Below are 25,704 nucleotides of genomic sequence, written 5' to 3'. Positions count from 1 at the left end.
AGCAGAACATCGCGCGCGCGCGGTTTTCCGGGCAGACTGTCAGATAACAGGGTGTATTTTATGCCTGTGGCTTACCCGTCGTGTCAGAGCCTTTTTGCACACCAACATGGAGGTGGCCCTGCACGCTTACTGTCCCGGCAACTATATCCTGACTGGCCGTTATGCTGCCATTGACCTGCAATGGCACATTGAGCGTGGCGAGCTTACTGGTCAGATCCAGCACGGTCACGTCGCCAATCTCAACCGTCATTTCCGTGGCAGCCTGCACACGAACAAACTTGCCATCTTGTAAATAAACAGCCTGTCCAACAGCATCGTACAGAACAGTCTCGCCAGAGGCCAGATTACCCATATGCGCCAGAGAAGGATTGGCCGGAGGCAAAGCCAGAAGGTCGGCCTCGTCCCCGCCAAGTGCCACCACATGCGTAACAGCGCCGTCCAATGGCGCGCGGGAGGACAGCCCGAACTGCTGATGCACCGGCACGCTGCTACGTGGGCAGCCTGCATGGGCTTCCACGGTCAAAGTCTGCCCTGCGCCATTATCATTGATCGCATGCACAACAGCGCGCCTGGTCAGGGATCGCAGCTTCTGGGCGTTGTCGCTTTCCATCGTCATGACTTGCGGCTCTTGGCCGTGCCGTCAAAGGACCGCGCTCGCTTTGTGCGGCGTAGGCCATTATGGCGCGTATCCATGTCCCCCGTCAGATCATAAACGTCTGGGTCCACTACAGATATGCGGGTACGGTATCCATCCTGTGCGGCAACCCATGTTACAGCACCAATCAGCATGTCCTGGTCAATGCCGGCAAAGTGGTCCTGCACAAGCACCAACTGATTAGGCAGCCAGAGTGCGCCACTGGCTGCCCGCAACCCGATCACTGAATATACGCGCATCGCAGCACCGGCGCGGGTGGAGCGCATCCGCCATTCTGCCTGATCCTGCATGGTCCAGGGACTTGCATCCGTGCGTGGCTTCATTGCTTTGCGATGTGGCTTGCGGGCATGTCCGCGATAAGCCCCGGACGCGGGGCTCAGAGAACCAGTGTTTGGGTCAACGGGATTTGCCGCCTGTTGGGTAGCCACAGACCCACCACTTTGTGTCGCGGATAAAAAAACCCTTGGGCGGAAGCGCCTGACATCCGGGTCAATGGCGTGCCCCCATCGCAGGGTTGCTGCCGCTTCCGCCTGATCTGGAGAAAACTGCACGCCCGCACTACTCAACGGAGCAGCAAGCGGTGTTCCACCAGCTTTCAACGGGCTGTTAGCGGGTCTTAAATGGCTGTTAAACGAGCCTTTAACATACACGTCTGAAAACCGCCCTCGGGAGGAAAGGCGCGCTTCCATCGCATGCACATTACCGGGGTTGCGCAGGCTGTCTGGGGCACGGGTCTGCCCGGATTTTGTCAGCACCACCCCACCTACGCCATCGGATGTGACCAGAATGCCTCTCTGGCGGGAATGGCGTTCAATCGCGGCCATGGCGGTCTCGGCCGGTTCAAGCGCCACAAGTGTAAAAGGTGTGCCCATGTCCACATCTGCCGCCACAGTAAATCCGAACGGTGTGCAGATTGTCTGCACCAACTTGGCCAGCGTCACCATACGATATTCGCCAGGGCCAGTCGGGTTGGCTGTGCCATCCACCAGATCGCCCGTTACATCCCGGCCGGTAATCCATGCTTCAAAATTACCGCCTTCCTGCCGGAGCTGGACGTCATCTACCCAACCCTTCAGAACTGTCTGCCCATGGATCAGGATTTCCACAGGATCATGTTCGGTAATGTGGAAGACTTCAGCCAGAGCTGTTTTGGTTATTGGAGGAGGAGAACTGTCGCCAAACAACTTCAGATCATACCGGGGGAAATAACCGATGCGGAACTGCCCGGCTATGTCCGCTAGATCCCGCCCGACTTCGGCAGATGTATATTCCACCAACTCACGCCCTGCGATCCTGACCACCATGGGCCGTTGCCCGCCGTGAACTGTTACCGTTTCTGTTGTGCTCATGTGCCCTGCTCCAGCACATACAGCGTTCCGGCCGGAATGACTGCGGGTGTCAGAATAGTATTGCGGGTCATCATATCATTCAGCATGGGCACCACATTTTCTGTCGTATCACCTGCCAGGGCATAGGCCAGCAGCCATGGGTTCATTTCCACAGGAACCTGCACGGCAACAATGGATGGCAACCGCCCCAACTGTTCGGAAATATCGGCATAAACCGCAGCACGGGTGGTCTGGATGGCACTAAACAGATCCGCAATGCCCGCAGGGGCAATACCGTCACCAGTGGTTATCGCTCCCGCCGCAACAACAGCATTGCTCAATCCATCCAGTGCCGCCACTAGCGCATCCCGTGTGCTCAATGCCTCCTGAGTGTTGGCGAAGGTGATTGCCGCAGCCGTAGCAATCGCCTGTGTCACGCAGGCTACAGCCGCCACCAGTGTAATGCTCAGAGCGGCAGAACCACCCGGTGTGGTCGCCAGTTTTGTGCCAATGGCCACGCACCCTTTCGCTGCAGCAATCAGTAATGCCGTCCCGGCCGCAGGCGTTGGTGCAAGTGTGACACTCCCTCCCGCACCCTGCGCCGTCAGTTGCCCAAGATAATCAGACGTGGTGACAGAGGCAGGTGCGAACATGCCATTGGAGCCCGTCTCGCTGGTGATCTGTGCAGACCCGACCGCTGCTATGGGCACGGGCAGAACGGCATTGGCAATGGCAACTGGCACAGCCACCAACGCATCTGTCACAGCATCAGCAAAGGTTGTGCCCGTATTTTTTGCAGGCAATGCAATGCCCAGACTCAATACGGTCAGTGGCGTTGCACACGCCGTGGAAATAGGTTCGGACGTACTGGTGATCAGCCCCGAGAACATGGCCCCAACCTGAGCCACACTGTTTTCCACAGATCGCGCCAAAGATACCCCGATCAGCAAAGGGGATAGAACTTGCCGCATCACGGATGTTGCCGTGTCCAGCATGTCGTCAGCGGCGTTGAGAAGTTTGGTCAGGCTATCCAGAAACCCACTGGCCTGCCTACTGTTCGCCCCCTTGGGTTCACGCACCACTGTCATTTCCAGCGTGGCAATGCCCTGACGGCTCTCATCAAATCCGATGCGGGCTGGCTCCCCGATCAGCCTGACCTTCAGTTCCCCCCACCACGGGTGCACCAGTGTGGCTGGTCCTTTGGTGGCAAGTGCTGCGCGCATCAAACCCGCACGGTAAACGTAATCGTCCCCGCAGATCAGCCCACGAATATGGATGGGTCCGTCCAGTTCGCCCATATCCTGTAGAGCGAAGTCATCAACACCAGGGAAAAACATCTGAACAACGCGGCGTCCCACCTCATCTTCGGAGGCAGGCATGGAGAATGTCACGCCCCGGAAGCTGGCTTCGGCCAATGTCGAGGCAATGAGTGACGTCATGCCTCCCAGACCGGACAGGTTGGCAAGCCCCCCCATGGCTCCGACAGAGCCGTTGAGCATGCCCACTGCATTGGAAAGCGTGCCAGTCAGGCTCTTGGCGGTAGAGAGAACGCCACTGGCAGTTCCTGCTACATTGCCAACCGTAGAGCCGATCTTGCTTAATGCCCCACTCATGGCCGCCCTACCATCCGACCAGTGTTGGGAGATGCAATGGTCAGCCCTTGAGCCGGGCCAGAGACCTGACGCGCTGTAACACCACGATCAGTGGTAATATGCACGGCATACTGCCCTCCCTGATTGCCATGAACGGCTGCGGCACCCGCCATGGTTGGCACATGTGCGGCATGGCCAGCAGGCACCGGGGCCGCAAAACCCATATGCCGCCCCAACCAGCTCGTATCAAATGTGGTCTCCAGTTGGCCGATTTTGCCCGCAAGTCCGTCGGTGAGCGCATGCCATCCAGATGCAATCCCATCCAGAATACGCAACGGAATGCCCGCACCCCAGCCGTTCAGCCAGCCTGCAAAGTCCACAAAAAGCTGCCGGATAACACCCCACGATCCAGAAAACACAGCCCCAATACCACGCATTCCTTGTCCCATTCCCGCCAGGACACGTTGCCAGTCCAGATGGAAGATGCCAGCCAACACGTTACCTATACCCCGTGCTTCTTCCATCAGCCCACGACCAATGGTGGCAAACGATCCAGAAAACCGGGACCAGTGCAGGGCAATGTCGGCAATCGCCACGCCCACAACGACAAATGCCGTCACAATGGCGCTTGCCGCAGCGGTTGAAACTCCGAGGAAAGATGCCAGCCCCGTGGTGGCCCACATTTCAGCCAGAGCCACCCCACGCAAGGCGGTTTTAACCACAGCAAATCCAGCTTTGAGCGGTCCCCAGACAACGCCAAGGGCAGCCGTTGCGGCAGACAGACCAAGCACTGCACCAGTCACACCAATAATGGCTGAACTCGCCCCAGGCACATGCCCATCCAGCCATTCAAAGCCGGAATTTACCCGATTGAGCGCAGACGTCATGATGTTAAGCGTTGGCACAAAACCTTCGCCAACGCGCCTGTTCAACTGAGAGAGGGATTCCTCAAACGCCTTAACCCGGATTTGTGTGGATGTTAGGCCAGTGTCATAATCCTCCCCAATTTCGGACTGATCGGCTCCGGCCGTGCGTCGGTGAATTTTCTCATACTGGTCCCAATGCTGGGTCATGGCAGCCGCCGCCACGAATGAATCGTGGTTACGAAATATATCGCCCATGGCGCGGGCATCCGTGCCGCCTTTTGTCACACGGTTGATCTGCGCCATCACAGCCAGTAACGGATCTTCGCCCCGCTCTCTGGCATGCTGTTCGGTGCTGAACATATCAATGCCGTAATGCGCCAAACGGCGGCTAGTGTGTTCCTGCATCAGATCCACCAGCAACTGTTTGGTGTCCGTTACAGCCTCACCATCGGTGCCGGTTGATTTGCGGATAATTGCCATCGTTGCGGCCAGATCATCCACGCCCGCACGGCCATGAATACCAAATACCCCGGCCGTCGCTGCGGCTTGTGGCAGAAGGGGTGCCAGTTTTTCAAACGGCAGGTCGGCCGACTTCCCCGCAAGCGCCACCGATGCCAGTGCGCCACCAAGGTCGGAAGATTTTATGCCAAGACTTTCCTGAAGCGAAAACGCACTGCGCGCCACGGCATCGGGTGCTGCGTTATATGCGGTGCCAATGCGCGCAATCGTGGGCATGAGTTCGGAAATTTGTGCAGCCGAATAGTTTTCCCGAGAGAGGAAACCCGCCGCTTCAGCCAGATCCAGCCCACGCTGGCCAGTCTGGCGTGCCAGTATATTCAACTGCTGCCCGTAGGACTGGACAAACGCACGGTTCGCATCCCCGTGCAACTCACTCCCAATGCCGATATGTACTAAAGTGTTGTCCCACTCAGCCGCTGCGTGAATGGGCTCCAGCATGGCTATCGTGGACAGACCCGCTGTCATGGCATGGTGCATACTGCCCTGCAGGCTCTCGGAAAAACCTTTCCCCGCACTATGCATGTCACCGGCCCATGCACCCATGGGGCCATTCATAACAGCCCCGCCTGCCGCCCCCATGGCATCGCGCAGCGCACGCACACGGGTTAGCAGCGCATCCACGGCGCTGGTCGCCTTTTCGGCACCACCAGCAATTTCGGCACCCATGGCCTCGCCCGTGGTGCCTGCCACTGTCTCTGCGGCCCCCAGCTCGCCAAACGCCACATTCAGTTCGGAAACCTGCCACGCAGCAGTGCCGAAAGCTGTTGCCATAACGTCTGCCGCTACAGACGCACCTCGGGTGGCCTCCTCCATCCGGGTTGCCGCCCCGGCGGAAGCCCCGAGCGCTTCATCCAGCCGCACGGTTCCTGCCGTTGTGGCAGACAATGCCTCTCCAAGCTGGGCAAGAGGGGCCAGTGCGGTTGTCAGTCGGTCAAGTGTGGCATTCAGCTTGCCAAAAACATCGTCCAGAGCCTTTACGCCGCTGGATGCCTCGTCTTTGAGCGTCAGCCGCAGGGCAGCGGTTAGTTGAGAACCATCCACTGTTTTTAACTCCCACCCTGTGCTTGTACGGCTTGCTCTTCAAAAAAAGCACGGAGCTGCTCAGACCAGAACTGCAACTCCGGCCACGTCATGGCCATGTATTCTGCCTTGGACCAGCCCTGACCATTCGCCAGGGCGGTCACGACAACACCCCAGTTTACAGGCCAGGATTGGTAAAAATCGACGAAATTACTGTGGCCGCGACATAGTCCCGTGCATCCAACCGTTTTAAGATGGCTTCTCCAACGAAGCCTCCCATTTTGGTTGACTCCTTCATCATCATCAGCGCACGCGGACCATCGCCCTTTACGGCCTGAATACGCAACATTGCAGCCCCCGTCAGCGGGTGGAAAGTCAGTGTCGATACAGTCTGCTCAGAATGACCACCCCCCGGAACCTCAGTGGTCTGCACCACCGATTTCCGCAACGTCAGAAGCACAGTACCATCGGGCTGCCATTTTGCCCGCTTGGGTAACGCTGGCAGCTTTTCCTCGTCCTCCAGTTCGGTTTCCAAAGAAGTATCTGAGGCTTCCTGGTCCATGTGATCCCGAAGGAAAGAGTTGTCTTCATGGGAAACCAAAGGGGCTTCGTGCTTGCTCATGATGTCACCTGAATAGTGTAGTTGTCGAAGAACCAGCGCAGAGCGGCCTTGCCGCCGCCATCGCTGATGTCGGGCTTCTGTTCGATAATGGCGTCAGTGATGGCAATGACCTGCCCAGTGTCACAGCGCACCTGCAACGGCCCACGTGCGGACGGGTCGGGCCAGTCCAGATCATCTCCGGTCCCCATCAGGGCCGTGGCATCCACCTGCCCACCCTGATAGCCCGCAGCCGTGCGGGTCTTATATCCGGTGGCCACTGCCGTGTTCTTGCGGCCGGGCAGGCGTATCTTGCTGCCCGGTGTGCAGTCGATCAGCGTTGATCCAGAATAAATCTGGATAATGCCGATTACGTCACCAGCATTCGCCATGCATCAATACTCCGTCTGGATCTGGCCATCGAGCCGGATCAGGTTGCCGATGACCTTGATGGGCATCTTGTAAAGAAGGCGGTTTTTGTTTTCCGGGTCGATCCAGAACACCACCTGATCCGCCAGCGCATCCACATCCATGATCCAGCCCTGAGCCTCGTAAAGCTTGAGCTGGATCAAGGCTTCGGTCTTGGCGATCTTGGGTGTGATCACCCCGTCAGCCAGCCCCAGCGGGTCACCATCATCCGCCAGCTTCATGCGACTCCAGCCAGATGTGTAGCTGCGCCATTCGTAGCGCACGCGCGTATCTGTTTTGGGGGTCATGATGTCGAAATAAGCCGTGCTGGGCATTCCATTGGCGTCGGTTTTATAGGTTGTTGGCACGCGCTCAATCAGCACCGTGCCATCCTGCTCCACCTTGAAGGTCGTGCCACCCTGACCAAGAATGACATTGCGCATATTCTCATTGAACAGGTCAGCCGCATCCGGTGCCAGCCCCTGCAACCCCGTCAGAACCAGATCCTGCATCTGCCGCGCCGGGTCATTGTTGGATGCCTGGGACGCAATACCACCCAGCACGGCAGCAGCCTCCCACGGTGCCCAGCGTGAAGCGTTAGCGGGAATGGGAGAAAGGTATGGGCAGTTCAGTGTCGCCAGCAGGGCCAGCGTATCCGAATAGGTGCCTCGGAAGCCCACAAACCCATGCGCGTCCTGTTTGACCATGGCCCCATACCGGCGGGTCAGCTCCGTGGTAAAGGTGGTCAGGTTCGTGGCATCGTTCACCGTCAGATACATGTCGGTGTACCAAGTTGCATAAACCGCATCCAGCGCATCGGTAATATCAACCGAGCCCGCACCACCCGCAAACGGGGTCACGGTAAAACTCACCCCTGCCACCTGATCCGCATGGGCGGCACTCATGCGCAGGTCCAGATCATTACCCACAACACCTGGTTCATTTACCGTCAGGTCAACGGACGCCGTGTTGGCATTGGCGGCGGCACCAACAATGGCCGCAGCGTCAGCCACAGCAGCGATGGCGGCAATTACAGCCGCCTGCATCTGGGCAGGCGTCATGGCGCGGGTCAGCACTACCGGCACACGCACCCCACCAATGTAAAGAGCGACCGTGCCATTTGCTTTGGGCGAACCAACGGGCAGCACACCGCTCGCCGCCTTGGTAAAGGTTCCAGCCGTCTTGACGCCAATCACGTCAATCTGCTCGTAAGGAGCCGCCCCTAGAAGCTTGACGGCCGCGCGGGCAAGAGATGTGCCAGCGCCAAACAGGGCCGCAGGCTGGGCCGGATCAGTAATGGGCACAGGTGTCAGCACATTGGCCACACCGCCTGCAAGCTGGCCAATCAGCAGCCCGCGCAGTGGCATGTCCACCAGGCTATCACCATCACGCACGGCGGTGATTTCGGCATTGCTACCCGGCACATTCCAGTTGTCGGGAATTTCGGTCAGTGTCACCGATGTCATGGTTTACCCCCATTCTGGCTGGCCGAGGCTGTTGCAACGGCTGGAGTGGTGGCAGAAGTCGTGGCGGGTTTTTGCACCTCCACATCCCCCCAGCGGATCAGACGCCGCCAGAACGGATCACGCGGGTCCACGTCAACCGGCCCCTTGCCAATCAGTTTCCCACTCGCATCCCGCAAGGTTTCCGGGTGCCGGGGCACAACGCTCACAAGCGTATTCATTTCTCTGCTCCACTGCTCTGTGCTGTGGTGACGGGAGCAAAATCCCATGTGCCATCCACGTCACTCAAATCGGCCAACTGCGCCCGCGCCAGCTCTTTGCTGTAGCCAACATTCTTCACGACCACATTCAGGGTTGCGATTGCTGTGCGGTCATCAATCCAGTTCGCGGCTTCCAGATTGCTGGCGCGCTTCACGCTAACCTGCCCCACGCCCTCAATCCGTTGGCTGTCCAGGGCAAAAATGGCCGCAGCCATCATCCCCATCACACCGGGAGTTTTCGTGCCTTTGAGCAGAAATTCCGGCTTGTCCTGGCGCACCACCAAAAAGACCGGAATACTGACATCGCCACGGTAGTCGGTCCCGGACAGAGTGTTGGAGTTCCAGTCAGCCAAGCTCATGCCAATGGTGGGTGCTACCCGTGCGATTTCCGCCCAGCGTGCAGGAGACATACGAGGTTGCACGTGCTCATACCGGAACAGACTGGTCGGAAAGACCGGCTCCAGCAGGGCGCGCACCCCATCAAATGCCGCCAGTAACGGGCCACCATCGCGCAGAAGAGGCAGAACAGGGCTGGTCATAGCCCAAACCCCACGGATGGCCTGCGCGTGGCAATACGGCTGAAGTCATTGCCCACGTTCAGGGGGGTGGCTCCATCCAGCGTCACGCTGCCAGAATTGATATTCCCCAGCCACGCAATGGCGTCCTTGCGGTCAGCCCGCATGGAATCAGACGGTGCTGTATCGGTCTTTGACCACAGCACCCACCGTGCCAGCACACAGCAAACCTGCAACATCTTGGGAGATACACTTACCAGCGGCACCGCGTAACGGCGGCGCAGGTAACTGTCGATCTCGTCCGATGCCACGCCAATGGCAGTGTTGACCTGATCCTGGTCAATCACCGTGCGCTCTACGCCACGCGGTGTTGTGACCGTAATCAACTCATCCTCGCCAAAGGATTTCGTCATGTCGTCAACCGTGGCGTAGGCCATTACAAACCCACCCCGATCAGCTCAAGCATGGGCTCATCAACCATCGCGCTGATCTGCTCGGCCGTAAAATGGTCATGCGGGTAAATCCCCACGGCCGGGTGCTCCATGTCCGCACGCCGAAACCCCGGCTCACGGCACACAATGATCAGCTTCCGACGCGGCACATGCGCCCCTTTCTGGGAGAGCAGCGTGACCAGCTCGTCGGGACTGATCTCTTCACCACCACGGCCAGCAGCAGCCGCACGGTTGGTCTGGGGAGCCCGCGCCATCTGTTACGCCCCCACAGCCTGCGGCAGCCGGTCGGAAACCAGCAGATCGCAGTAGTCAGCCCATACGTTGGATGCCGGACCATACGTTTTGCCATCATCCGCCAGACTCATGACCAACGTGCTCTTGAGCAAAGTGCGCGCAGCTCCTTCCAGATTGCGCGGCACCACCATTACCGTTGGCTGCACACCATAGGGCGTGCCGTCCCGGCGGCACTGGCTTGCCATGCGGGCAATGGCATCCTGAAACACTGCACCCGTCAGTGGCCGGTTGGAGCAGAAGGCAAACTGATACATGCCGTATCCCGCCGTGCAGCGCCCATCCGTGCCCCACTGGAATTCACGGTGCATGAACACATTCTCGGAATTGAGCTGCGTGCGCGGGGTAATGGTGAACGGGCGGCGGTTCTGAAAGATCATGGCTTTCAGAGGTTTGCTGGTGTCGAACAGATACCACCACGGCTGGGCGGCTTCACCCGCAGCAATGGTGCTCATATTCGCGTAGGAAACCGTCTTGCCCGTGCTGTTAGTTGCTTCGTGATCAGTATCAAAGAAGTTCTGACCATCCATGCATTTGCTGGCACGTCCTTTGGACAGGGTTTCGTAAACCAACTTGTCAGGGAATGTTGCCGCGTCCTGACCGAGCGCTTCCACCCACGGGAAAATATACCCGTAAGTGTCATCTTCCAGATCTTCACGCTTGACACTGAAGCTCTCTTCAAATGTCCGATTAACCAGCACCATCCGATCAGCAGTGGAGAGCTGGTGGATCTGGCGCGGGCCAAGCCACTCCCGAATGCCGGGCAATTCCGACATACGTGGAAAGAAGTTCGCAGCGGACGTGGAGGGCATTTCAAGCGCGAACTTCTGCCATGTGGGCTGCACCACACCGAGTGGGCGGTTGAATGCCAGATTGATGCGCGTACTCAGCGCGTTGATGTTACCTGCTGTAATTTCCATGGTTCAGCGCGCCTTATGCCAGATACGTCCAGGCGGTGCCCTGCGCGTCGAGACCGGCAAATGTGCCAACCTGCTCACGGGCAGAACCACCTTCGGGTGTTTGGGTGAGGGAGACGGTCTCGTCATCGACCGCATAAACGGGTTTGCCATAGGCCGCCCATGTGGGTGCCACATCAAACGGCAGCGCCCATGTGCCGCGTTCGCACCACACATCACCTGCGCCGGTCTGGTCGCCATACACGTTGGACGTGCCGGTGTTGTCCTGCCCATGCCGCGCAATGCCTGCAATGCCCACGATGGGCGAAGGCGGTGCGGCTGCTGCAGCCTGAACCAGCGTTCCATCCTGACAGACGGCCGCAATGGAACCACGATACACCTTCATGCCCGCAGCAACCGGCAATGCAAATTCAGGGCCGTGCCCGCAAGGAATACGGGTCAGCGCGCGATCATCAGTAAGCATTGGCGTCCCCCAGAGCTTTACGCTCGGCATCCGTCACCTTGAAGGTGGCGTCCATTTTCGCCAGAGCCTTGGGGTCGGCATCCGTGTCCACACCCGCCGCTGTCTGGGTTGCATGGGCCGAAGTGTTCTGGCGTGCGATCTGCCCCTGCGGAATTTTGGGGAGCTGCGCGATAATCTTTGCCGCCATTTCGGGGTTGCTGGCATGCAGGGCAATCAGCTCGCCGCGCAGGTCTTTGCTGATCACATGACCATCCCGTGCGGCAGTATCTACAGCCGCTTCCGCCGTGCGTTCGGCGTCCTTACGCTGGAGTGCGGCCAACTCTGTCTGCACGGCAGTCAGTGCCTGGGCATGTGCGCTTTCGCCTTCAAGGCGGGCGCGCACGCCGGTGGTAATGGCGGCAGCATCCGCATCGGCCCCAAGGTTGAGCAGTCCGGCCAGACTGGTGTGCATGGCACGGCTGGATTTGGCGTCAGCAAGCGCACGGTCAACGTCCGCCTGCGTTGCTGTTGCGGGCAGCCCGAGGGCTGCCGCAATGGCTGCGAGGTCCATCCTCGTCTCCTGTTGTTTATGATGAAGGGAGGTCAGTTCCAGATTGGGGTCATTCGTCAGGGCGGCACGCAAGATGCACGTCACAACACCATCTGAAGTGTGATCGAAAACAGGAGAGACCCCGCGATACGCACGGTTGGCCCACGCCTGCTGGCCGGGCGGCGTCCACTCAACACGCCCCCAAATGCCATCGGCCCGGTTTTCAAGCTGGACGATCCAGCCCATGGCGGGAGATGACATGCCGATCTTTGCGGCTGTGTCTGTGGAATGGTTTTCGTCCAGAGTCAGCTTGCCATGGGCGCGCTCCATGCTTTCCGAAATAACTTTTGCCGGATCACGCAGCACGTAAGGTCCACGCCCATCATCACCTTTAAAGGTGCCTGCGGGCAGGATGTGTATCCACTCCGGCGGTGTATCTCCCGGAGCGGGCTGGATCATGTGGAGTGCTGCTCTTGCCATGCCGCGAATATCGCGCGGGGCGATCCATGCGGGCAGACTGACAGATAGCAGGGTAAGAAAAACATGGGGGAAAAGGCGAAAAACACCCGTGCCGGTTTTTTCGCCTCAGAGGGCGCTGGACAGGGACAGACCCATAATTCCCCACGGGAGGCGTAAAACGCTCTGTGAACCCCTTTTAGACCCTTTTAGAAACCTTTTAAAACCCAATCAGTCCTTACACCCCACCATCGCCGCCAAGGGCACGGGCAAAAACTGCCTCCAGTTCCTCCATGATCATGAGCACATCTTCGTCGGACAGGCCAAGGTAAGGGCGTGCTTCTATCAGCACACTGTCAACATGCCAGAGGTGCCCTCCCATCATGAACGAGAGATGTCGCCCGTTCTTGGGCTGGATCACGCCACCATGCTGATGAATGCCCGCATAAGGCAGCCGTGAGCCGACCAGCAGCTCGGGGCTGGCAACAATGGATTCAATGGATGCGCGCAACATGCCGCTTTCCACCAGAATGCCTGGCCCCTTCTTTTCCACCGCCGCGTAGAGTGGGTTCAGGGGGGCATAACTTGCCCAGGATACACCATCGGGATCTCGGCCATCGTCAAAGCGCTGCTGAACACTTCCTTCCAGCCCCACACCAATGGCAGCCAGCAGTTTTTCAGGTTTCAGCCCGATGGCCGCAATGCGTTCCAGCGTTCCATGCAGGCCGTCCCATTCCATGCTCACTGCAACAGACATTGAATTTCTCCCTCGACTTCCGATATGATGTGCGTGACGCGCCGCGACACGGTGTTATTCAGCCGACCATAGGACCACCCTTGCGGTGGGTTCGTTTGGGGGTTCTGGCTGGCCCCCCGGCGCGTCATTCCCCTAATTGTCCTCATCCGGCACAGTGTCCGCCTCGCTCAATGCGTCCAGACTGCCCGAGAGGATCGGCAAATCCCGCAGGGCTTTTGTGGCCTTTTCCTTCGTGGTCCGGTGGAAGGAGAGCAGGTAATTCTCTGCGCCATCGCCGGTAGTTTTCAGCGCCCCCCTGTAAATATATCCAGCCTGATGGAAGAACAGCACACGCTTCTCACCCTGCCGCGCCACAATATCAGGCTGTGCCAGGGCGGCTGGCAGACGCCGGTAATCCGCCTCCGTCAAATCCCCATGTTTATGGAGCTGCTTCTCCATCGTCTCGCCAGACAGCTTGACTGTGCGTGTCTGTGCTCCCAGCGCCTTGCGCACAGCCTCTGGCATTTCTCCGGCATTGACGTTGCCAATCGGGTGCTTGTGCAGGCGCAGGATGTCCGTCTGGCGGGCATCGTCTCTATGAACATCCGGCACCGGCACAAGGTGGGTCTCTTCCTGCTCAGGCTTGTGCGCAACGGGAGCAGGACTGGGAGCGGGCTTTTGTGGCGGAGCTGATGGACGCGCAACAGAGCCTGCATCCTCAGCCTTGAACCGGCTCCCTATTGGCGGTGCCAATCCCTCTTGCCATGCTTTGCCGGGGTTATAGGCAAAACCGGGGTCAATACCCTCTGGCACCCAGAGCGTCTCACCAGTGCGTTTGTTCAACCATGGCCGTGCGTTCAGGAGCGGTGCGCTGGAAACTGTCAGCCCCATGCGCTTGACCATTTTTTCCGACAGGGCGCGCACGGTGCAATGGCATTTCCAGCCATTGGGGGGGTAATGCGTGTTCCACCACGGGTCATCCGCCCGGATAACCTGACCGTTCCACGCTACATGCTGGGGTCTGGGGTGCTGGCAGGTGTGGTGCTGGTATTGCCAGTATGGGAACATCTCCAGCGCTTCAGGCGTGCTCTGGCGGGCATACCGCCCGGCTCCATGAGCTGTGAGCATGTTGGTGCTGTAGATAGTATCGGAGCGCCACGCGGCACTTCCATTGTACGCCCAGCCATGTTTGGCAACAATTGCGTCAAATTCCTTTCGGAAGCCATTGGCCGTAATCCCGCCCGCAATCGCCTGGTCAATGGCTTTACGAAAATCCGCAAGTAATGCCTGAGACGTGGCTCCCGCCACCATAAAGCCACGGGCATGCGCTTCGTGCCATAGGTCATCCCAATGCTTCGTCGGCACATTCAGCTTCTGCCGAAAAAACTCCATGGCCTTTCCGGGCGGCATCCGTAGGGCAGACGCAAGGCTGGCACCGTCCGTGTCAGCCATTGGCCGCCATTTCTTCGTACACCTCAAACTCTCCCAGCAGGTTGGCCACCATCATGCCTTGGGCCATGGCATGGGCAAATGCCGTGTCCGATAGCTTCAGATCGGCAATCCCACGGGCAATGTCGGACATATCCGTGGCGTGCATTACAACGTGCCGCGCCTGGTCAATCATGCCGTTCAGGGCATCCTGCGCGTCACGCGCCATACCCTCCACCGCCAGATCCATGACCGAGGGGTTTGCAGGCAACTGGCTGTGCGCGCGCATCAACCTGCGCAGGCGGGCCGAGAGCGCTGTATGCGCCGCGGTGTGCTCTGGCTCTGGCTCACGTGGCGTGCTGACAGTAGGAACGGGCACACGGGCAGGCTCGGCCCGAGGTGCCAGTGCTTCTGCGGGCAGAGTTTTTGGCGGCTCCACAGGTTGTGGTTGCGCCTTGGTTCCCACCACAATGTCGTCAGGCTCAGGCGGCTTCAGACCAAAGCGGTCATACAGATCCTGCGCACGGACCATCCATCCCTGCGGGCCAGCCCACTGGATGGCTGAGACCAGTTCAGTCAGCGGGGGTTCATCCGGCCGACCAATGGCAATAATGGGGTATTTGTCCTGCGGCCCGAACGAAAACGCCACCATGGGGGCCGCGCATTGCGTCGTGGCCGTGTGGGAAAGCATCAGAGCGTCAGCCCGTTCAATGTCGTCCTGAACCTGTTTGTGGACAGCACCGGATGCGTGGGCACCGGCCTTGCTTTCGGTCGTGCCAGTCTGCCCCAACACACCCTTGCTGATTTCTTCATTCAGGAATCGCATCCGGCGTTCATGGATGTCATTGGCACCCGCACCGTTCTTTGGTTCCTTGAAGTCGATCAGCATGCCTTGCGGGATCATGGCGGCACAGTTGCCCGCAATATCCGTAATCGCCCGGAACAGCACATTCCGGTCCTGTTCGGATGCATTGGGGCCGTATGTGCCCACCCGCATGGGTAGCCCGTAATTCTGGACAAACAATGCCCAGTCCCGGTTGGTGAACAGCTTGAACATCACTGCCCACACGCAGGCGCGCGTCAGACCACTCTGGATTGTCAGTCCCGACCAGGACGGATGGCGATGCACAACAAACTTGCTGGCCATCATGTCGGTCAGGCCAATCTGTGCAATGCCATCGGGTATGGGGCTGCGGGCTGGAGTAGCATTCTCATCACGGATCAGAACGCTTTCACCGTCCTCGTAACTCACCTCAAACCAGCGCTGCGGTCTAAAACTCATGCTCTGCGGATAAAAGTTCCCGGCCGCGCAGTTCCATTCCATTTCATGGACAGAAAAGCCTTTGGCCAGAGCATCCATCATATCAAACAACGACCGGCGCAGAATGCCGCGCTCCACCCATGCGCGCACAAAATCAGCATGTTTGACATGCTCAGGATCGTCTGACGCTGGAGTAACGGTAATCGGTAACTGCGACACAACCCGTTTGCGTGTGTTCAGCACGCCAAGGTAATGCAGATCCCGCCGCTCTATATGCTCGGCCAGAATTTGCCATGCCTGACTATCGCCCTGATCCGCCTGCGCCATGAGCGCACCAATTTTGGCTGGTGTCAGTTCGCCAATCGGTGTGGCGACCACAGCAGGGCGCAGCCCGGTCATCCGTGCGCCAGCAACGTCTCCGGTCAGATCAGACGCACTGATCGGCTGGCCATACTGGTTGATGAGCTGCGCCATGTGTTCAGGAGTCCTGAATAGTGGTGTTGAGGGTCTTGCACTCTTCAAAGAGCGCTTCGATCTCGGCCGCCGTGGGGGCCGTGCCCGAGGTGGAGCTTTCCACCGCCTTCACAATGGTGGTGACAATGGAGGGCACTTCCTCCGCAGCCGCCACGACCAGGCCAATAATGTTCACAATCATGGACGTGTTCATGGCTTACTGTTCCTTGCTGGCGGCAACACTGGACAGTGCGGCCGAAATGGCTTTCTGGAGTGCGGCCAGATCACTCTGGGCAGTCGCCACATCGCTGCTGCTGATCGTGGCGCTATTTTCCACGGCCGTATTCAACGGCTCCAGTGCAGCAATGGCAGCAGCACTGGCGGTCTTGATGTCGGCTTTAACCGTGGCATTCGGTGTGCCGAATTTTCCGGTCACATAATCAGCCGCAGGCGTTGCCAGCACTTTGTAGGACGCATCCGTGTCATAGACGGCGGTGGTCAGCTTGGCCTGCGTTGTCTCACCGCAGGCCGCAAGGCCAAGCAGCAACCCAAAGACTGCAATCTTTTTCTTCATCTTTCCCGTTCCTTCAGGTCCAAATGTTATTTGTGCGCCTTAATGGCGGCACATTCCCGCGCCATGTCCGTCACAGCGCTACTCCGCCGCGCATTCCAAAATTGTCTGATTGCGCGCCGTAATCTTCGAGCCGGTTGCGCGCATCCGGCGTGTCAGCACCGCTGTAATCTGCCCGACCACCCATATTGCGGATCGGATCAGGCACTGCGGTGTATTCGTAAACTTCGGGATCAGCCCGGCTGGCGGCATAAGCCAGCGCACCCGCAACGGCAGCGTCACCATGGCGCTTGTTGCCATCCCTGCCAGTTGAGCGGCCTTCCGGCACCCGGATCACACCGCGTACAATCTGAAGGCTGCGCAGATCATCGTGCACGTCCCTGTCGGCTGGAACGGTAATTAAACCGTCTTCAAAGGCCGCTTTAAACGGAGGCATGTTGTCACGGTACCAAGCCTCAGACAGCATCACGACTTCCACGATGCCGCCATAGCGCTGCATGGTGACTTCCCCGAGCCACTGGCCGTTACCGCGTCCGTCCAGCTTCACACCACGCAGCATGGGCAGGCGGTCCAGAACAAACCACAAGATCTGCTTCTGCTGCTCAAATGGCACATTCCGTAGTTCCAGAAGGAAGGGCGTGCGACGCAACAGACTGCGCTCAATGGCCACTGGCCAGAACACACTTAGGTCTCCACTCCGTGCAAAATCTTCACCCAGTGCATGGGGTGTTTTCTGGTCTAGTAGCTCCAGATGGGGCAACAGCTCGGTTTCGCAAAACCGCTTTGCTTCCGCTACGCGCACATGTTCGGGCAACAGGGTAAATTCTGTGGTGCAGCTCCAGCGCACAACGGGCACGGGTGTAGTGCGCGCTTCAATGAGTGCCAGAGGAATGGCGCTACCAGCAGAAGCACGAGGGATGCAGAACAACTCTTCATCTGCAGCATCACCATAGAAGTCGATAATGGACTGCCGCCACGCGGCTTCACCTTCAGCCGACCAGACCTCGCCAGTGCGCTCGCAGATTTTGTGGTAAAGACCGTCTGCCAATGCGTCATCCAGTGTGACACGCAACAGTTTGTAAGGTTTTCGTCCCGCTCGGATAGACTGAACCAGCACGTTAAACGGGTTGGTATCGCCATTATGGGTGGAAATGACCAGGACACGCCCACCCCACATCAGAAGGGCAAGGGCAGCCTTTAGCAGTTCGTCAAGATCGTCATGGAAGGCAGCTTCGTCAATAATAACTAGCCCCTGCATACCGCGAAGCGCACGGGGCACAGATGGCAGGGCAAGGATTTTGAAGCCGGACGGCAGATCAATCCGGAAAACCTTGCAGTCTTTTTCCGGGTGATCGGGATCATGAAAGACGCTTTCATGAACCGTTGCGGTAATCTTGTGTATCTGGGCCAGATGTTCGGCGCAGTAGTCGATAAACTCCCGCGCCATGTCCAGATTGTAGCCGATGTAAAACACATCCATACCACCGGCGTCTGCTGCGGCAGCAGCCGTTAGAGCAGCCCGATAGCTTGCCACCCATGAATACCCGATACGACGCGACTTCTCGACAACCGTAACGGCCTCAATGGCCGTCGTAGCCATAAGCTCCGACTGGTAGGAGAGAAACAGACTTGCAAATTCACTCTTTTGCACGCTTCACCCCGAATGCGCCTTCCATCAGCGCAGCTACGGTTTCAGCCGAAAGCCCCTGTTTTTTCGCAACCTGATTGACTGCTTTTTCAGCCTGCTTCCGCAGGCGTGCTTCTGTCTGCTCCTGAATTTCCTTGATGAATTCAGCGTCTGTCTTACTCGCACGGGTCAGGTGGTCTAATGCTTTGGCAAGAGCTTCCACCCCCTTGGGGTTCCCCCGGAGCGTTTCAATCCACGACGTATCGGTTTCACCCTCGCCATCGGCAGCCATATGCAGGTCAAGAATGATCCCGTGCAGAAGCTCAATGTTTGCGCGGGCAAACTGCGATGCCCCGCCGTCACCCGTCCTTTTGGCCAGCGCGTCCGCCATTGCTCTGGTGCGGACCAACTGCGCAGTCAGCTTCTCACGCTTGTGGAGATGCCTACCCAGAGCAGATCGGCTGATGTCCGTAATATCCAGCTCCCGAAGGGCTGTGATAATCTCATCAATCGAATGCCCGTGTGCACGCAGGCGGTCGATTTCATCACGGATTTCCTCTGGCAGCTTATCCACGGATGACGCCTTCCCCATGGTTATCGAGCCAGAGAAGCAGCCACGCCGGTGATACGCTGCAAGCCATCGGCCACGCGCGAACCTGTGGCTGTCAGCACTGCAACCCACACCTCTTCATGCGGGGTTTCCGTGGGAAGCTTTTCCACACGCATGCAGCCCTGATGTTCCAGCCACCCCATGTCGGTCCGCAGCGTGTCAAAATCTGTCACGCAGCCTTCTGCTTTCAGCACGCGCAGCAGAACAGGCTCTCCCATGCGACCGTCACTGATTTCCTTGAGTGTCTTCAGCACCCGCAGGCGGCGGTCTTCCATAATAACCTGAGCAACGCTCATTGTTTTAATCCCTTCTGGCCTGCACATGGCCACTTATGAGCAGGTGCAGCAGCTCGGTGTTGCGCTTGCCATCCTGTCGTATTTCATCAAGCTGTCCGCTGATCACCTCAATCACCACTTCGCGGGCCGCGTGGCGCTCACTCAGGCGAAAGACCCAAAAGAGAGCGACCACTGCAACGGCAAGGGCGAGAACACAGATCAGCAGCGTGATAACTGGCGGCACTCCCTGTGCCGCTCCTGCCATTTGCAACATGCCCGGCCGCTCAGGCGGTCGGAGTGGAAGCAGCCATCACCACAGCAGAAGTCGCAGCGATTGCGCTGGCGGCATCGTCATCCGTGGTTTTGGAGGAGGTTGCTTCAACGGTGCTCGCTGCATCCCCCCCCTGATCTTCAACCGAGGTCGCGTTGGGTGTCGCTGCGGTAACCGCTGGAGCCGTCACTGTTACGGCAGCAGGGACAGGCGTTGCAGGGGCAACCTGTGGCACCAGAATGCCCGCAAGGTCAGCCACCGCAGCCTTAACATGCGTCACAATGGCGTCCTGTGTGGGGAGTGCCACGCCCAGAGACTTGGAGAGGGTGACAAACTCGGTCACGGAAGCGGCCACAACCGGGTTGCGGGTTTCAAAATTGGCAAATGCTGCCTGCAGGTGGTCCACCCCGCCATCAATGGCGGTCACGGCAGACTTCACTGCCGTCTGGGCAATGGAAGCACTGGTCGCAAGCTTGCTACCGGCAATGGAGGGGACAATGGCGTTCAGAACGCTAAACAGGGGCGAAATGAACGACAGGAGGAGAGCTTTATTCATGTGAGGAATAGCCTCAAAAACAACGGTGCGTCGCCGCCGTAAAATCCATACCGCTCCGCGCGCCCGCGCAGCGGAAAACCGCTACGCCAGAGCCAATGCGTCCAGATCGGAAAGAGAGGCTTTCACCCGCCAGTTCAGCCGGTTCAGCCAGCCGTCACCATTCTCCATGAAGCCACGGAAACTCCGATAGGCAAGCTCCTGTCGGGAGGCGAGAGCGTAAATCATAAGCCTGCGCCACATTGCCTGCTTATTCACAGCGGAAAGCGTCAGCGGCCCTAATGCACCATCCGGTGATACACCCAGATCCTGCTGCAACTGCACCGCCCATCCGCGCGCAACAAAGCCAGCAATGGCTTCCAACCGCACGGTATCCAGTGCTCTCAATGTGGCTGCACCTATGTCGCCATCAATCTGGCTATCGGGTACGCCCACAATTTGCTGGAACTGTTTAGCCGCGCGGGACACACCGGCATTAAACCCAAAGTCAAACAGCATCCGGTCAATGCCCACGCCCACGGCATCCGCATTCAGCGCGCGCCAGTAATAAGCGCGGGAAATTGCCATGAAGGTTGCATGGTCAATCCGCTGCATGATCTGCGGCGTGACCAGATCGGCCGAACCCAGCCAGTGGGCCATTGTGGGGGCAGAAATACCACGCATGGACCCCACCAGTCGGCCAATGCCAACAATGCCGGATGTCCAGTTCCCCGGATCACTCCGGGTAGCCGAATACAGCCCCTCTCGGGTTTCAGTATCCGGTGCGATTTTTTCGAAGTTGCTGTCCATGCCTGCGACGATACGCGCGCATGGAAGGGGGCGGGCAGACTGTCAGATAACAGGGTGTATCGTCAGAAGAGGGAAATTTGCCGTTCATCAACCCGGCATCGGGCACGCGGGGCACACACGCGGGTGCCGGTTTCTCTGGCACGCTTCAGGGTCGCGTAGATCTGGCGCTCACTCAACCCCGTGCGTGTCGCCATTTCTCCAACTGTCATGCCCGCATTGCGGTAGCATAACACGCGCCATGCCTTGTGCATGGGAACATCCCAATATCCGGGGCCAAAGTAGCTGCAAATGGCCCCGGCCAGTTCATCACCATACATCTGGGTCAACTGGCTGGTGTCTGCCCGTTTGGGCACATACATCCGCGTCCCGCCAAATGCCTCCAGAAATGCCAGAACCGTGTCCACTCCTGCGGCGTCAACCAAGCATTCAACGCTCTCAGGCACATCGGACACGGCTCTCTTCCTTCCAGATTTTTCCAACAGGATTATCGCGGTAAACGCCTTTTCAGAGGCTCTTAAAATATGCCTCAAACGGCATATTTGTACACTGTTCTCCCATTTTAAGGGTTTTTGCCCGAATTGTCTTGATTTTTACTCAATCCATTCCGATCTGGCGCGTTGCGCCAATACCGGAACGATCAGCACAATTCGTCAATGATAACCAACCCCTGCATGCCGCGCTGCGCACGCGGTCCGGCCACACCACGATCCAACTGTGCCTCACGACCGGCTTTCCAGCCCTTATTGGCTGCATCACTCTGGCCACGCACTTTTTTGGATTGCCGCAACTTGATCTCTTCGTCTGATGTGTAGGTTTTTTGCTTGAATTTTTCGATCAGGGCTTTTTCATGAGCAGAAATTTTCATTGCCTCTACTCGGCTTTGAACACCCATGACCCAACCTTCACAGAACGCATCAGCTTTCGCGGTCCTATTTTTGGGAAGAGTCCGTTTATCCAGAGCGCGGATAAAATCCCGGCGCTGTTTGCGAAGCTGCCGCGCCAGAACATCGTACATATACGCGGCAATTTCACAGCGTGCCGATACCCCAACAAATGCAACCTTTTTGCGCGCATAAAGCGCCTTGCAACCCATGGCCATGGTAATCACCGTTAGCAACCAGCCCATATATTCAGGGGGGGCTGATGCTGAAGACAGCACTGAGTCTGCCAGCGTCTCGCCAATATCCAGCAGGTCTATATCGTCCTGGCACAATCCGTTCTCAGCCATAAACCGTTGCGCCTTCTCCAGCGCAAGGGCCGCCTCATGCGGGTTAGGCGATTTGGAGAGAGCGAGCAGCTTCTTCAGCCGCTCCATAATTTTTTCATCCATGTGACACCGTGCCTTTCTCCATCCGGCTCTTCCATGCCTTGAGGGCTTCAATCACCTTGCGGCCCTGTGGTTCGTCCAGGAACTCTGGCGCGCTCACACTCACGCACCGCTCTACAAAGGCCCGCAGTGCCTCCTTGGAGCCATCCCCACGCAGCATGGGCCTCATTTCCCGCCACAGGGCATAGACCTTGCGCACCCATGGCTTATGGTTCGGCCTGGACGCCTTGAAGCCCAGCCGCTTCATTTCGGCCAGCACATCATGCAACTGGCCAACAGAGCAGGCCGTGCTGGAAACATGCCCCGTCACGCGCTGGAGCAGCGCGCGATAGGTCACATCATCCAGCCCCAACTGGCGGCGTCCAACATGAACTTTCTTCACCATGTCAGAACGGCCCGGAGTGGCTTTGTTGTTGGAAAGCATGTGAGGTTTCCGGGTCATGATGCCACCTCTTTCTTGGCAAAGCGCGGGAGAAACATATCAGTCAACTTGCCAGTGCTGCGGTCCAGATGGCGGGCAATGCCCGCAACATCATGCAACAGGTTAAAATCGTCTGCGTTTTCCAGACGGGCGAAGTCCATAGAGCAGCCGTTGGAATGGACTGCTTCCAAATCCATACTAATCCCCTCTGCCACATCCCAACCGGCGCTACGGTTACCATTGTTCATATACAGTGATGCTGCACGCGTACTAATTCGTCTAATGATAGCCCGCTCTTCAGGCGTGGCAGTGAATTTTACAGCCATCACACCACCTCCAAAGAAGAGAACTGGAGCCGGATAGCCTGCCAGTCCTGGTCCCGCGTTTCCCGCCAGTAAAAGCGCAGGTACGGCTTACTGCTGGAAACCTCAATGCTGTTCGCCACAGCTTCCATAACATCGGGCCAGCGCGGGTGTGTCAGCTGCACTTTGCGTACCTGCTGCAAACGGTCCACGTTTACACGTCCCGTCCGTTCATCCGGTTCAAACGCAGCAGATAGAAGCAGGCGAATATCCGGGCTGACATTCTCGGTCAGATCATCCAGCACTTCTCCCATCAGGGCTTGCGCCGCCATAATGTCAGACGTGACGCGCCGGAAGTCGGCAACCGACAATTCAACCTTAAAGCAGCTATCCAGACTCTCTGCCTGAAACGCTCCCCGTGACCCTTTGCGCTTTTTGACCCGATACTGTTCAAGCAACGCGGTTTCATAGTTGCGGGCTTTTTCAAACATGCGCCGCTTCTGCTCAACCATCAGTTCGTGCAGGGCTTTGGCATCGTTCACCAGTTCAATGGCCAGATCATTGGACAACAGCGTGGTCGGAGCCATCCGTTCACGGGGCCACGGGCCAGAGCAGGTCATAACCATGCCTTCCATGTTAACGCTCATCCTACGTCTCTCCTGTTCATTCCTGAGTAATATGAAAAAAGGTCTTTGGCGGCCCCGATCAGGCTCACACGCAGTTTCTCGACTGCTTCAAAAGCCTGCTGGTCGGGCATGAGGTCCGTCATGCCGGGCACGGCGTAAAACTCGCCGTTAAAAGCCCTGTGGCGCAGGTAGGTTTTTATGGCGTCCCGTGTGCCGCAGCACAGCGGGAGCGCACCATCGGGAAAACCCACGCCGGGGTGCCACTCAATCCGCCCGTTCCGCTGGACCCACGCGGTGTAAATTTCACCAGTCACACGCGGTGCCATCAGTGCATCGTCCCTTTGTTAAGGTTGACCGGCAACAACCGCATGGTGCGCTCAATGTTCGCCTGAACCATGGAAAAATGGAGAACACTGACAACAGCCAAACTCCATGCGGCGTCATGCAGCTCTTTCATCATGCCGCCATTGCCCTGCGTAATGCTGACAATCTGCGCCATATCCTCGCCAATGCGATCAATGACACTGGCAAGGGACAGCGTGGGGTTCTTCTTCGCCATGTCATCCAGCGCCTCTCCCATGCTTTCAAAAATGGCGGGCAGGTTCCCAACTGCCGTGCAACTCCCGCTCATGGCCGCACCTCGACAAACTCGGCATCAATAATCTGCGGCATGGCCTGCACGGGAATACGCAGCAGGAAACAAGCTGCTTCCAGTTCATTGGCCATGCTATTCAGCCAGTCAGCGGCTTCCTGCCGGTCATTCTGGTCCAGAATGGTCACAGGCTTGGGTAGGGCATAAAGCTGTGCCCCATTCCGCATGGAGCGCAGCACCTTGTCGATTTTCTCAATGGGGGTCTGTGATGGCATCAGAGTGTCTCCATCTGCGCGAGAATTTCACCTGCGGTGGTATCTTCGGGGTAGCTTTCAAAAAACTCACGGATCACCTGCCGCCGTTCATCCCCGGCAATGTGGGTTTCATGCGTCAGGACAAAAGCCAGATGGCTTGCCGTGGCATCCGTGGGGCTGCTGCGCAGGAAGTCCCGAATATCGCGCAGCAGGGCACGGTGGCGTTCGGGCTGGGCAAAAATGGTGCTGTCAACAACTTCTGTCAGAACGTCAGACGGCACGGGCATTTCAAGACTGGACATCGCCGCTGCCTCCTTTCATACGAATTTTCGGAAACTCGCCGGTCATGTGTTCAGACCAGGCGCATTCAAGGTCTTTTCTGGTAATCTGATCACGCTTGTTCACACGGGCAATTTTGGTGGCGTTGCGCAGCACCTTGCTCATGCTCCGCAGCCCACCTTCGCGCCGCCCGATTTCCTTGGCGTAAAGCTGCACCTCTTCGCCCTGCACACCGTCCCACCCAGCAAGAATGGCGCACATGTCTTTCTGTCGGGGCTTATTGATCTTCCGGCGCAACCCAATTCGGCTGAATAACTGCGCATAGTCCGCCGTGCGACCTAACCCATCAAACTTGGCATTCAACGGGGCATTCCCCATAAACACTACACCCACCTTTGCCTGGTCATGAATGGAGCGGATTTCTTCAACCGCCTTGACGGAAAGGTGCTGGGCTTCATCAATAATCAACACCGCCTCCGTCCCTTTCAGGCGGCGGATAATGGAACGGATACGGCGCTGCCCTTTGTCATTGCAGCCCAAGGTTTCAGCAATTTCCAGCAACACGGCGGAAGGGCTGGACAGGCTGGGGTCCGCAGTAATCAGGAACACATTGTTAGTGCGCTTCTGATACTCCTCCGCCGCCATGGTCTTTCCGGTCCCGGCATTGCCGGAGATCACGGCCAGATCAACGTCATACTGTGCCGTTTCAATCAGGTTCATGATCGTCCTGGCCGTTTCCGTCATGATAAACCCCGGAACAACAGGCCGCTCAGAGCGGTTCCGTTCCTTGGTTTCCTGCGCCTCCAGCCACAACTGGAGCTTACCGGCCACTTTTTCATTATCCCCGGCATAATTGCCGCCAAGGAATGAACTGATCACCGGGCCAGATACACCGCATGCTGACGCGATCTGTGTCAGGGAGAGCTGGTCACGGTCTTTACGGTCCCTTACGGCGTCACGCAGGCGTGCGTGGTCATTCATGATCTGTGTCATGCGC

The 25,704-nt window shown here is 58.0% G+C and carries 36 protein-coding genes; all 36 read right to left on the bottom strand.

Going from position 1 to position 25,704, the window contains the following annotated elements; all coding sequences use genetic code 11:
* Nucleotides 1–58: 58 nt before the first annotated feature.
* The 36 genes from HNR55_RS10085 to HNR55_RS09910 all read right to left on the bottom strand — a co-directional run bounded on the left by HNR55_RS10085 (nt 59) and on the right by HNR55_RS09910 (nt 25,700).
* On the bottom strand, nt 59–616 hold the full coding sequence (locus HNR55_RS10085; RefSeq protein ID WP_166114963.1) for a phage baseplate assembly protein domain-containing protein: 558 nt from the start codon (nt 614–616) through the stop codon (nt 59–61).
* Complete coding sequence (locus tag HNR55_RS10080; RefSeq protein ID WP_166114962.1) at nt 613–2,004, bottom strand: phage baseplate assembly protein; 1,392 nt, start codon at nt 2,002–2,004, stop codon at nt 613–615. Before HNR55_RS10080 ends, HNR55_RS10085 begins: the two co-directional genes overlap by 4 nt.
* A complete protein-coding gene (locus HNR55_RS10075) occupies nt 2,001–3,596 on the bottom strand; it encodes a DNA circularization N-terminal domain-containing protein (RefSeq protein ID WP_166114960.1) in 1,596 nt (531 codons plus the stop codon). The genes HNR55_RS10080 and HNR55_RS10075 overlap by 4 nt, the downstream gene beginning before the upstream one ends.
* Complete coding sequence (locus HNR55_RS10070; protein ID WP_166114957.1) at nt 3,593–6,001, bottom strand: phage tail tape measure protein; 2,409 nt, start codon at nt 5,999–6,001, stop codon at nt 3,593–3,595. Before HNR55_RS10070 ends, HNR55_RS10075 begins: the two co-directional genes overlap by 4 nt.
* 5 nt (nt 6,002–6,006) lie before the next feature.
* Nucleotides 6,007–6,144 (bottom strand): hypothetical protein, encoded by a 138-nt coding sequence (locus tag HNR55_RS10065; protein WP_166114954.1) that lies wholly within the window; start codon nt 6,142–6,144, stop codon nt 6,007–6,009.
* 14 nt (nt 6,145–6,158) lie between these two features.
* On the bottom strand, nt 6,159–6,602 hold the full coding sequence (locus HNR55_RS10060; RefSeq protein ID WP_166114951.1) for a hypothetical protein: 444 nt from the start codon (nt 6,600–6,602) through the stop codon (nt 6,159–6,161).
* A complete protein-coding gene (locus tag HNR55_RS10055; RefSeq protein WP_166114948.1) occupies nt 6,599–6,970 on the bottom strand; it encodes a hypothetical protein in 372 nt (123 codons plus the stop codon). Before HNR55_RS10055 ends, HNR55_RS10060 begins: the two co-directional genes overlap by 4 nt.
* 3 nt (nt 6,971–6,973) lie before the next feature.
* Nucleotides 6,974–8,452, bottom strand: a complete 1,479-nt coding sequence (locus HNR55_RS10050; RefSeq protein ID WP_166114945.1) for a phage tail sheath subtilisin-like domain-containing protein — start codon at nt 8,450–8,452, stop codon at nt 6,974–6,976.
* On the bottom strand, nt 8,449–8,670 hold the full coding sequence (locus HNR55_RS10045) for a hypothetical protein (RefSeq protein ID WP_166114943.1): 222 nt from the start codon (nt 8,668–8,670) through the stop codon (nt 8,449–8,451). Before HNR55_RS10045 ends, HNR55_RS10050 begins: the two co-directional genes overlap by 4 nt.
* Nucleotides 8,667–9,248: a hypothetical protein gene (locus tag HNR55_RS10040; protein WP_166114941.1), complete on the bottom strand. Its 582-nt coding sequence runs from the start codon at nt 9,246–9,248 to the stop codon at nt 8,667–8,669. The genes HNR55_RS10045 and HNR55_RS10040 overlap by 4 nt, the downstream gene beginning before the upstream one ends.
* The gene (locus tag HNR55_RS10035; RefSeq protein ID WP_166114938.1) at nt 9,245–9,661 is read right to left on the bottom strand and encodes a gp436 family protein; all 417 of its coding nucleotides are present in this window, start codon (nt 9,659–9,661) and stop codon (nt 9,245–9,247) included. The genes HNR55_RS10040 and HNR55_RS10035 overlap by 4 nt, the downstream gene beginning before the upstream one ends.
* Nucleotides 9,661–9,930, bottom strand: a complete 270-nt coding sequence (locus HNR55_RS10030) for a hypothetical protein (protein ID WP_166114936.1) — start codon at nt 9,928–9,930, stop codon at nt 9,661–9,663. The genes HNR55_RS10035 and HNR55_RS10030 overlap by 1 nt, the downstream gene beginning before the upstream one ends.
* A 3-nt stretch (nt 9,931–9,933) precedes the next feature.
* Entirely contained in the window at nt 9,934–10,887 is a 954-nt protein-coding gene (locus HNR55_RS10025; protein WP_166114933.1) for a Mu-like prophage major head subunit gpT family protein, read from the bottom strand.
* A gap of 13 nt (nt 10,888–10,900) precedes the next feature.
* Entirely contained in the window at nt 10,901–11,347 is a 447-nt protein-coding gene (locus HNR55_RS10020; RefSeq protein ID WP_166114928.1) for a hypothetical protein, read from the bottom strand.
* Nucleotides 11,337–12,335, bottom strand: a complete 999-nt coding sequence (locus HNR55_RS10015; RefSeq protein ID WP_166114925.1) for a phage protease — start codon at nt 12,333–12,335, stop codon at nt 11,337–11,339. Before HNR55_RS10015 ends, HNR55_RS10020 begins: the two co-directional genes overlap by 11 nt.
* Before the next feature lie 235 nt (nt 12,336–12,570).
* Nucleotides 12,571–13,089 carry a phage virion morphogenesis protein gene (locus HNR55_RS10010; protein ID WP_166114921.1) on the bottom strand — a complete coding sequence of 173 codons (519 nt, stop codon included), beginning with the start codon at nt 13,087–13,089 and terminating at the stop codon, nt 12,571–12,573.
* 132 nt (nt 13,090–13,221) lie between these two features.
* Complete coding sequence (locus HNR55_RS10005; RefSeq protein WP_166114918.1) at nt 13,222–14,520, bottom strand: phage head morphogenesis protein; 1,299 nt, start codon at nt 14,518–14,520, stop codon at nt 13,222–13,224.
* Nucleotides 14,513–16,231 (bottom strand): DUF935 domain-containing protein, encoded by a 1,719-nt coding sequence (locus HNR55_RS10000; RefSeq protein ID WP_166114915.1) that lies wholly within the window; start codon nt 16,229–16,231, stop codon nt 14,513–14,515. The genes HNR55_RS10005 and HNR55_RS10000 overlap by 8 nt, the downstream gene beginning before the upstream one ends.
* A 4-nt stretch (nt 16,232–16,235) precedes the next feature.
* On the bottom strand, nt 16,236–16,424 hold the full coding sequence (locus HNR55_RS09995; protein ID WP_166114913.1) for a hypothetical protein: 189 nt from the start codon (nt 16,422–16,424) through the stop codon (nt 16,236–16,238).
* A 3-nt stretch (nt 16,425–16,427) separates the two neighbouring features.
* Nucleotides 16,428–16,784, bottom strand: coding sequence for a hypothetical protein (locus tag HNR55_RS09990; protein ID WP_166114908.1), 357 nt, complete (start codon nt 16,782–16,784; stop codon nt 16,428–16,430).
* A gap of 70 nt (nt 16,785–16,854) precedes the next feature.
* Entirely contained in the window at nt 16,855–18,432 is a 1,578-nt protein-coding gene (locus HNR55_RS09985; RefSeq protein WP_166114907.1) for a terminase large subunit domain-containing protein, read from the bottom strand.
* Nucleotides 18,419–18,982 (bottom strand): phage protein Gp27 family protein, encoded by a 564-nt coding sequence (locus tag HNR55_RS09980; protein WP_308446047.1) that lies wholly within the window; start codon nt 18,980–18,982, stop codon nt 18,419–18,421. Before HNR55_RS09980 ends, HNR55_RS09985 begins: the two co-directional genes overlap by 14 nt.
* 20 nt (nt 18,983–19,002) lie before the next feature.
* The gene (locus HNR55_RS09975; protein WP_166114902.1) at nt 19,003–19,314 is read right to left on the bottom strand and encodes a VpaChn25_0724 family phage protein; all 312 of its coding nucleotides are present in this window, start codon (nt 19,312–19,314) and stop codon (nt 19,003–19,005) included.
* A gap of 4 nt (nt 19,315–19,318) precedes the next feature.
* On the bottom strand, nt 19,319–19,567 hold the full coding sequence (locus tag HNR55_RS09970) for a hypothetical protein (protein WP_166114898.1): 249 nt from the start codon (nt 19,565–19,567) through the stop codon (nt 19,319–19,321).
* A 10-nt stretch (nt 19,568–19,577) separates the two neighbouring features.
* Nucleotides 19,578–20,120, bottom strand: coding sequence for a hypothetical protein (locus HNR55_RS09965; RefSeq protein WP_166114895.1), 543 nt, complete (start codon nt 20,118–20,120; stop codon nt 19,578–19,580).
* A gap of 81 nt (nt 20,121–20,201) precedes the next feature.
* On the bottom strand, nt 20,202–20,906 hold the full coding sequence (locus tag HNR55_RS09960) for a glycosyl hydrolase 108 family protein (protein WP_166114893.1): 705 nt from the start codon (nt 20,904–20,906) through the stop codon (nt 20,202–20,204).
* Nucleotides 20,907–20,968: 62 nt separating this feature from the next.
* Nucleotides 20,969–21,358 carry a hypothetical protein gene (locus HNR55_RS09955; RefSeq protein WP_166114890.1) on the bottom strand — a complete coding sequence of 130 codons (390 nt, stop codon included), beginning with the start codon at nt 21,356–21,358 and terminating at the stop codon, nt 20,969–20,971.
* A gap of 185 nt (nt 21,359–21,543) precedes the next feature.
* Nucleotides 21,544–22,236, bottom strand: a complete 693-nt coding sequence (locus HNR55_RS09950; protein WP_166114887.1) for a DUF2786 domain-containing protein — start codon at nt 22,234–22,236, stop codon at nt 21,544–21,546.
* Nucleotides 22,229–22,675: a gp16 family protein gene (locus HNR55_RS09945; protein ID WP_166114884.1), complete on the bottom strand. Its 447-nt coding sequence runs from the start codon at nt 22,673–22,675 to the stop codon at nt 22,229–22,231. Before HNR55_RS09945 ends, HNR55_RS09950 begins: the two co-directional genes overlap by 8 nt.
* Nucleotides 22,672–22,980, bottom strand: coding sequence for a DUF6874 family protein (locus HNR55_RS09940; protein ID WP_337250295.1), 309 nt, complete (start codon nt 22,978–22,980; stop codon nt 22,672–22,674). The genes HNR55_RS09945 and HNR55_RS09940 overlap by 4 nt, the downstream gene beginning before the upstream one ends.
* The gene (locus tag HNR55_RS09935; RefSeq protein ID WP_166114878.1) at nt 22,980–23,603 is read right to left on the bottom strand and encodes a DUF3164 family protein; all 624 of its coding nucleotides are present in this window, start codon (nt 23,601–23,603) and stop codon (nt 22,980–22,982) included. The genes HNR55_RS09940 and HNR55_RS09935 overlap by 1 nt, the downstream gene beginning before the upstream one ends.
* Nucleotides 23,600–23,908: a hypothetical protein gene (locus HNR55_RS09930; protein WP_166114875.1), complete on the bottom strand. Its 309-nt coding sequence runs from the start codon at nt 23,906–23,908 to the stop codon at nt 23,600–23,602. The genes HNR55_RS09935 and HNR55_RS09930 overlap by 4 nt, the downstream gene beginning before the upstream one ends.
* Complete coding sequence (locus HNR55_RS09925) at nt 23,908–24,213, bottom strand: hypothetical protein (protein WP_166114872.1); 306 nt, start codon at nt 24,211–24,213, stop codon at nt 23,908–23,910. Before HNR55_RS09925 ends, HNR55_RS09930 begins: the two co-directional genes overlap by 1 nt.
* On the bottom strand, nt 24,210–24,449 hold the full coding sequence (locus tag HNR55_RS09920) for a hypothetical protein (protein ID WP_166114870.1): 240 nt from the start codon (nt 24,447–24,449) through the stop codon (nt 24,210–24,212). Before HNR55_RS09920 ends, HNR55_RS09925 begins: the two co-directional genes overlap by 4 nt.
* The gene (locus tag HNR55_RS09915) at nt 24,449–24,730 is read right to left on the bottom strand and encodes a hypothetical protein (RefSeq protein ID WP_166114867.1); all 282 of its coding nucleotides are present in this window, start codon (nt 24,728–24,730) and stop codon (nt 24,449–24,451) included. The genes HNR55_RS09920 and HNR55_RS09915 overlap by 1 nt, the downstream gene beginning before the upstream one ends.
* Nucleotides 24,717–25,700 (bottom strand): AAA family ATPase, encoded by a 984-nt coding sequence (locus HNR55_RS09910; protein WP_166114864.1) that lies wholly within the window; start codon nt 25,698–25,700, stop codon nt 24,717–24,719. The genes HNR55_RS09915 and HNR55_RS09910 overlap by 14 nt, the downstream gene beginning before the upstream one ends.
* Between the last annotated feature and the right edge of the window lie 4 nt (nt 25,701–25,704).

The sequence above is a fragment of the Acetobacter lovaniensis genome (assembly GCF_014207635.1).
Lineage (GTDB): Bacteria > Pseudomonadota > Alphaproteobacteria > Acetobacterales > Acetobacteraceae > Acetobacter > Acetobacter lovaniensis.
Note: the sequence above shows the minus strand (reverse complement) of the source record. Positions and strands in the feature narration are given on the sequence as shown.

Coding starts and splice junctions, on each gene's coding strand:
- HNR55_RS10085 (WP_166114963.1), bottom strand. CDS start 616: ATGACGATGGAAAGCGACAACGCCCAGAAGCTGCGATCCCTGACCAGG.
- HNR55_RS10080 (WP_166114962.1), bottom strand. CDS start 2,004: ATGAGCACAACAGAAACGGTAACAGTTCACGGCGGGCAACGGCCCATG.
- HNR55_RS10075 (WP_166114960.1), bottom strand. CDS start 3,596: ATGAGTGGGGCATTAAGCAAGATCGGCTCTACGGTTGGCAATGTAGCA.
- HNR55_RS10060 (WP_166114951.1), bottom strand. CDS start 6,602: ATGAGCAAGCACGAAGCCCCTTTGGTTTCCCATGAAGACAACTCTTTC.
- HNR55_RS10055 (WP_166114948.1), bottom strand. CDS start 6,970: ATGGCGAATGCTGGTGACGTAATCGGCATTATCCAGATTTATTCTGGA.
- HNR55_RS10050 (WP_166114945.1), bottom strand. CDS start 8,452: ATGACATCGGTGACACTGACCGAAATTCCCGACAACTGGAATGTGCCG.
- HNR55_RS10045 (WP_166114943.1), bottom strand. CDS start 8,670: ATGAATACGCTTGTGAGCGTTGTGCCCCGGCACCCGGAAACCTTGCGG.
- HNR55_RS10040 (WP_166114941.1), bottom strand. CDS start 9,248: ATGACCAGCCCTGTTCTGCCTCTTCTGCGCGATGGTGGCCCGTTACTG.
- HNR55_RS10035 (WP_166114938.1), bottom strand. CDS start 9,661: ATGGCCTACGCCACGGTTGACGACATGACGAAATCCTTTGGCGAGGAT.
- HNR55_RS10030 (WP_166114936.1), bottom strand. CDS start 9,930: ATGGCGCGGGCTCCCCAGACCAACCGTGCGGCTGCTGCTGGCCGTGGT.
- HNR55_RS10025 (WP_166114933.1), bottom strand. CDS start 10,887: ATGGAAATTACAGCAGGTAACATCAACGCGCTGAGTACGCGCATCAAT.
- HNR55_RS10020 (WP_166114928.1), bottom strand. CDS start 11,347: ATGCTTACTGATGATCGCGCGCTGACCCGTATTCCTTGCGGGCACGGC.
- HNR55_RS10015 (WP_166114925.1), bottom strand. CDS start 12,335: ATGATCCAGCCCGCTCCGGGAGATACACCGCCGGAGTGGATACACATC.
- HNR55_RS10010 (WP_166114921.1), bottom strand. CDS start 13,089: ATGTCTGTTGCAGTGAGCATGGAATGGGACGGCCTGCATGGAACGCTG.
- HNR55_RS10005 (WP_166114918.1), bottom strand. CDS start 14,520: ATGGCTGACACGGACGGTGCCAGCCTTGCGTCTGCCCTACGGATGCCG.
- HNR55_RS10000 (WP_166114915.1), bottom strand. CDS start 16,231: ATGGCGCAGCTCATCAACCAGTATGGCCAGCCGATCAGTGCGTCTGAT.
- HNR55_RS09995 (WP_166114913.1), bottom strand. CDS start 16,424: ATGAACACGTCCATGATTGTGAACATTATTGGCCTGGTCGTGGCGGCT.
- HNR55_RS09990 (WP_166114908.1), bottom strand. CDS start 16,784: ATGAAGAAAAAGATTGCAGTCTTTGGGTTGCTGCTTGGCCTTGCGGCC.
- HNR55_RS09975 (WP_166114902.1), bottom strand. CDS start 19,314: ATGAGCGTTGCTCAGGTTATTATGGAAGACCGCCGCCTGCGGGTGCTG.
- HNR55_RS09970 (WP_166114898.1), bottom strand. CDS start 19,567: ATGTTGCAAATGGCAGGAGCGGCACAGGGAGTGCCGCCAGTTATCACG.
- HNR55_RS09965 (WP_166114895.1), bottom strand. CDS start 20,120: ATGAATAAAGCTCTCCTCCTGTCGTTCATTTCGCCCCTGTTTAGCGTT.
- HNR55_RS09960 (WP_166114893.1), bottom strand. CDS start 20,906: ATGGACAGCAACTTCGAAAAAATCGCACCGGATACTGAAACCCGAGAG.
- HNR55_RS09950 (WP_166114887.1), bottom strand. CDS start 22,236: ATGGATGAAAAAATTATGGAGCGGCTGAAGAAGCTGCTCGCTCTCTCC.
- HNR55_RS09945 (WP_166114884.1), bottom strand. CDS start 22,675: ATGACCCGGAAACCTCACATGCTTTCCAACAACAAAGCCACTCCGGGC.
- HNR55_RS09940 (WP_337250295.1), bottom strand. CDS start 22,980: ATGGCTGTAAAATTCACTGCCACGCCTGAAGAGCGGGCTATCATTAGA.
- HNR55_RS09935 (WP_166114878.1), bottom strand. CDS start 23,603: ATGAGCGTTAACATGGAAGGCATGGTTATGACCTGCTCTGGCCCGTGG.
- HNR55_RS09930 (WP_166114875.1), bottom strand. CDS start 23,908: ATGGCACCGCGTGTGACTGGTGAAATTTACACCGCGTGGGTCCAGCGG.
- HNR55_RS09925 (WP_166114872.1), bottom strand. CDS start 24,213: ATGAGCGGGAGTTGCACGGCAGTTGGGAACCTGCCCGCCATTTTTGAA.
- HNR55_RS09920 (WP_166114870.1), bottom strand. CDS start 24,449: ATGCCATCACAGACCCCCATTGAGAAAATCGACAAGGTGCTGCGCTCC.
- HNR55_RS09915 (WP_166114867.1), bottom strand. CDS start 24,730: ATGTCCAGTCTTGAAATGCCCGTGCCGTCTGACGTTCTGACAGAAGTT.
- HNR55_RS09910 (WP_166114864.1), bottom strand. CDS start 25,700: ATGACACAGATCATGAATGACCACGCACGCCTGCGTGACGCCGTAAGG.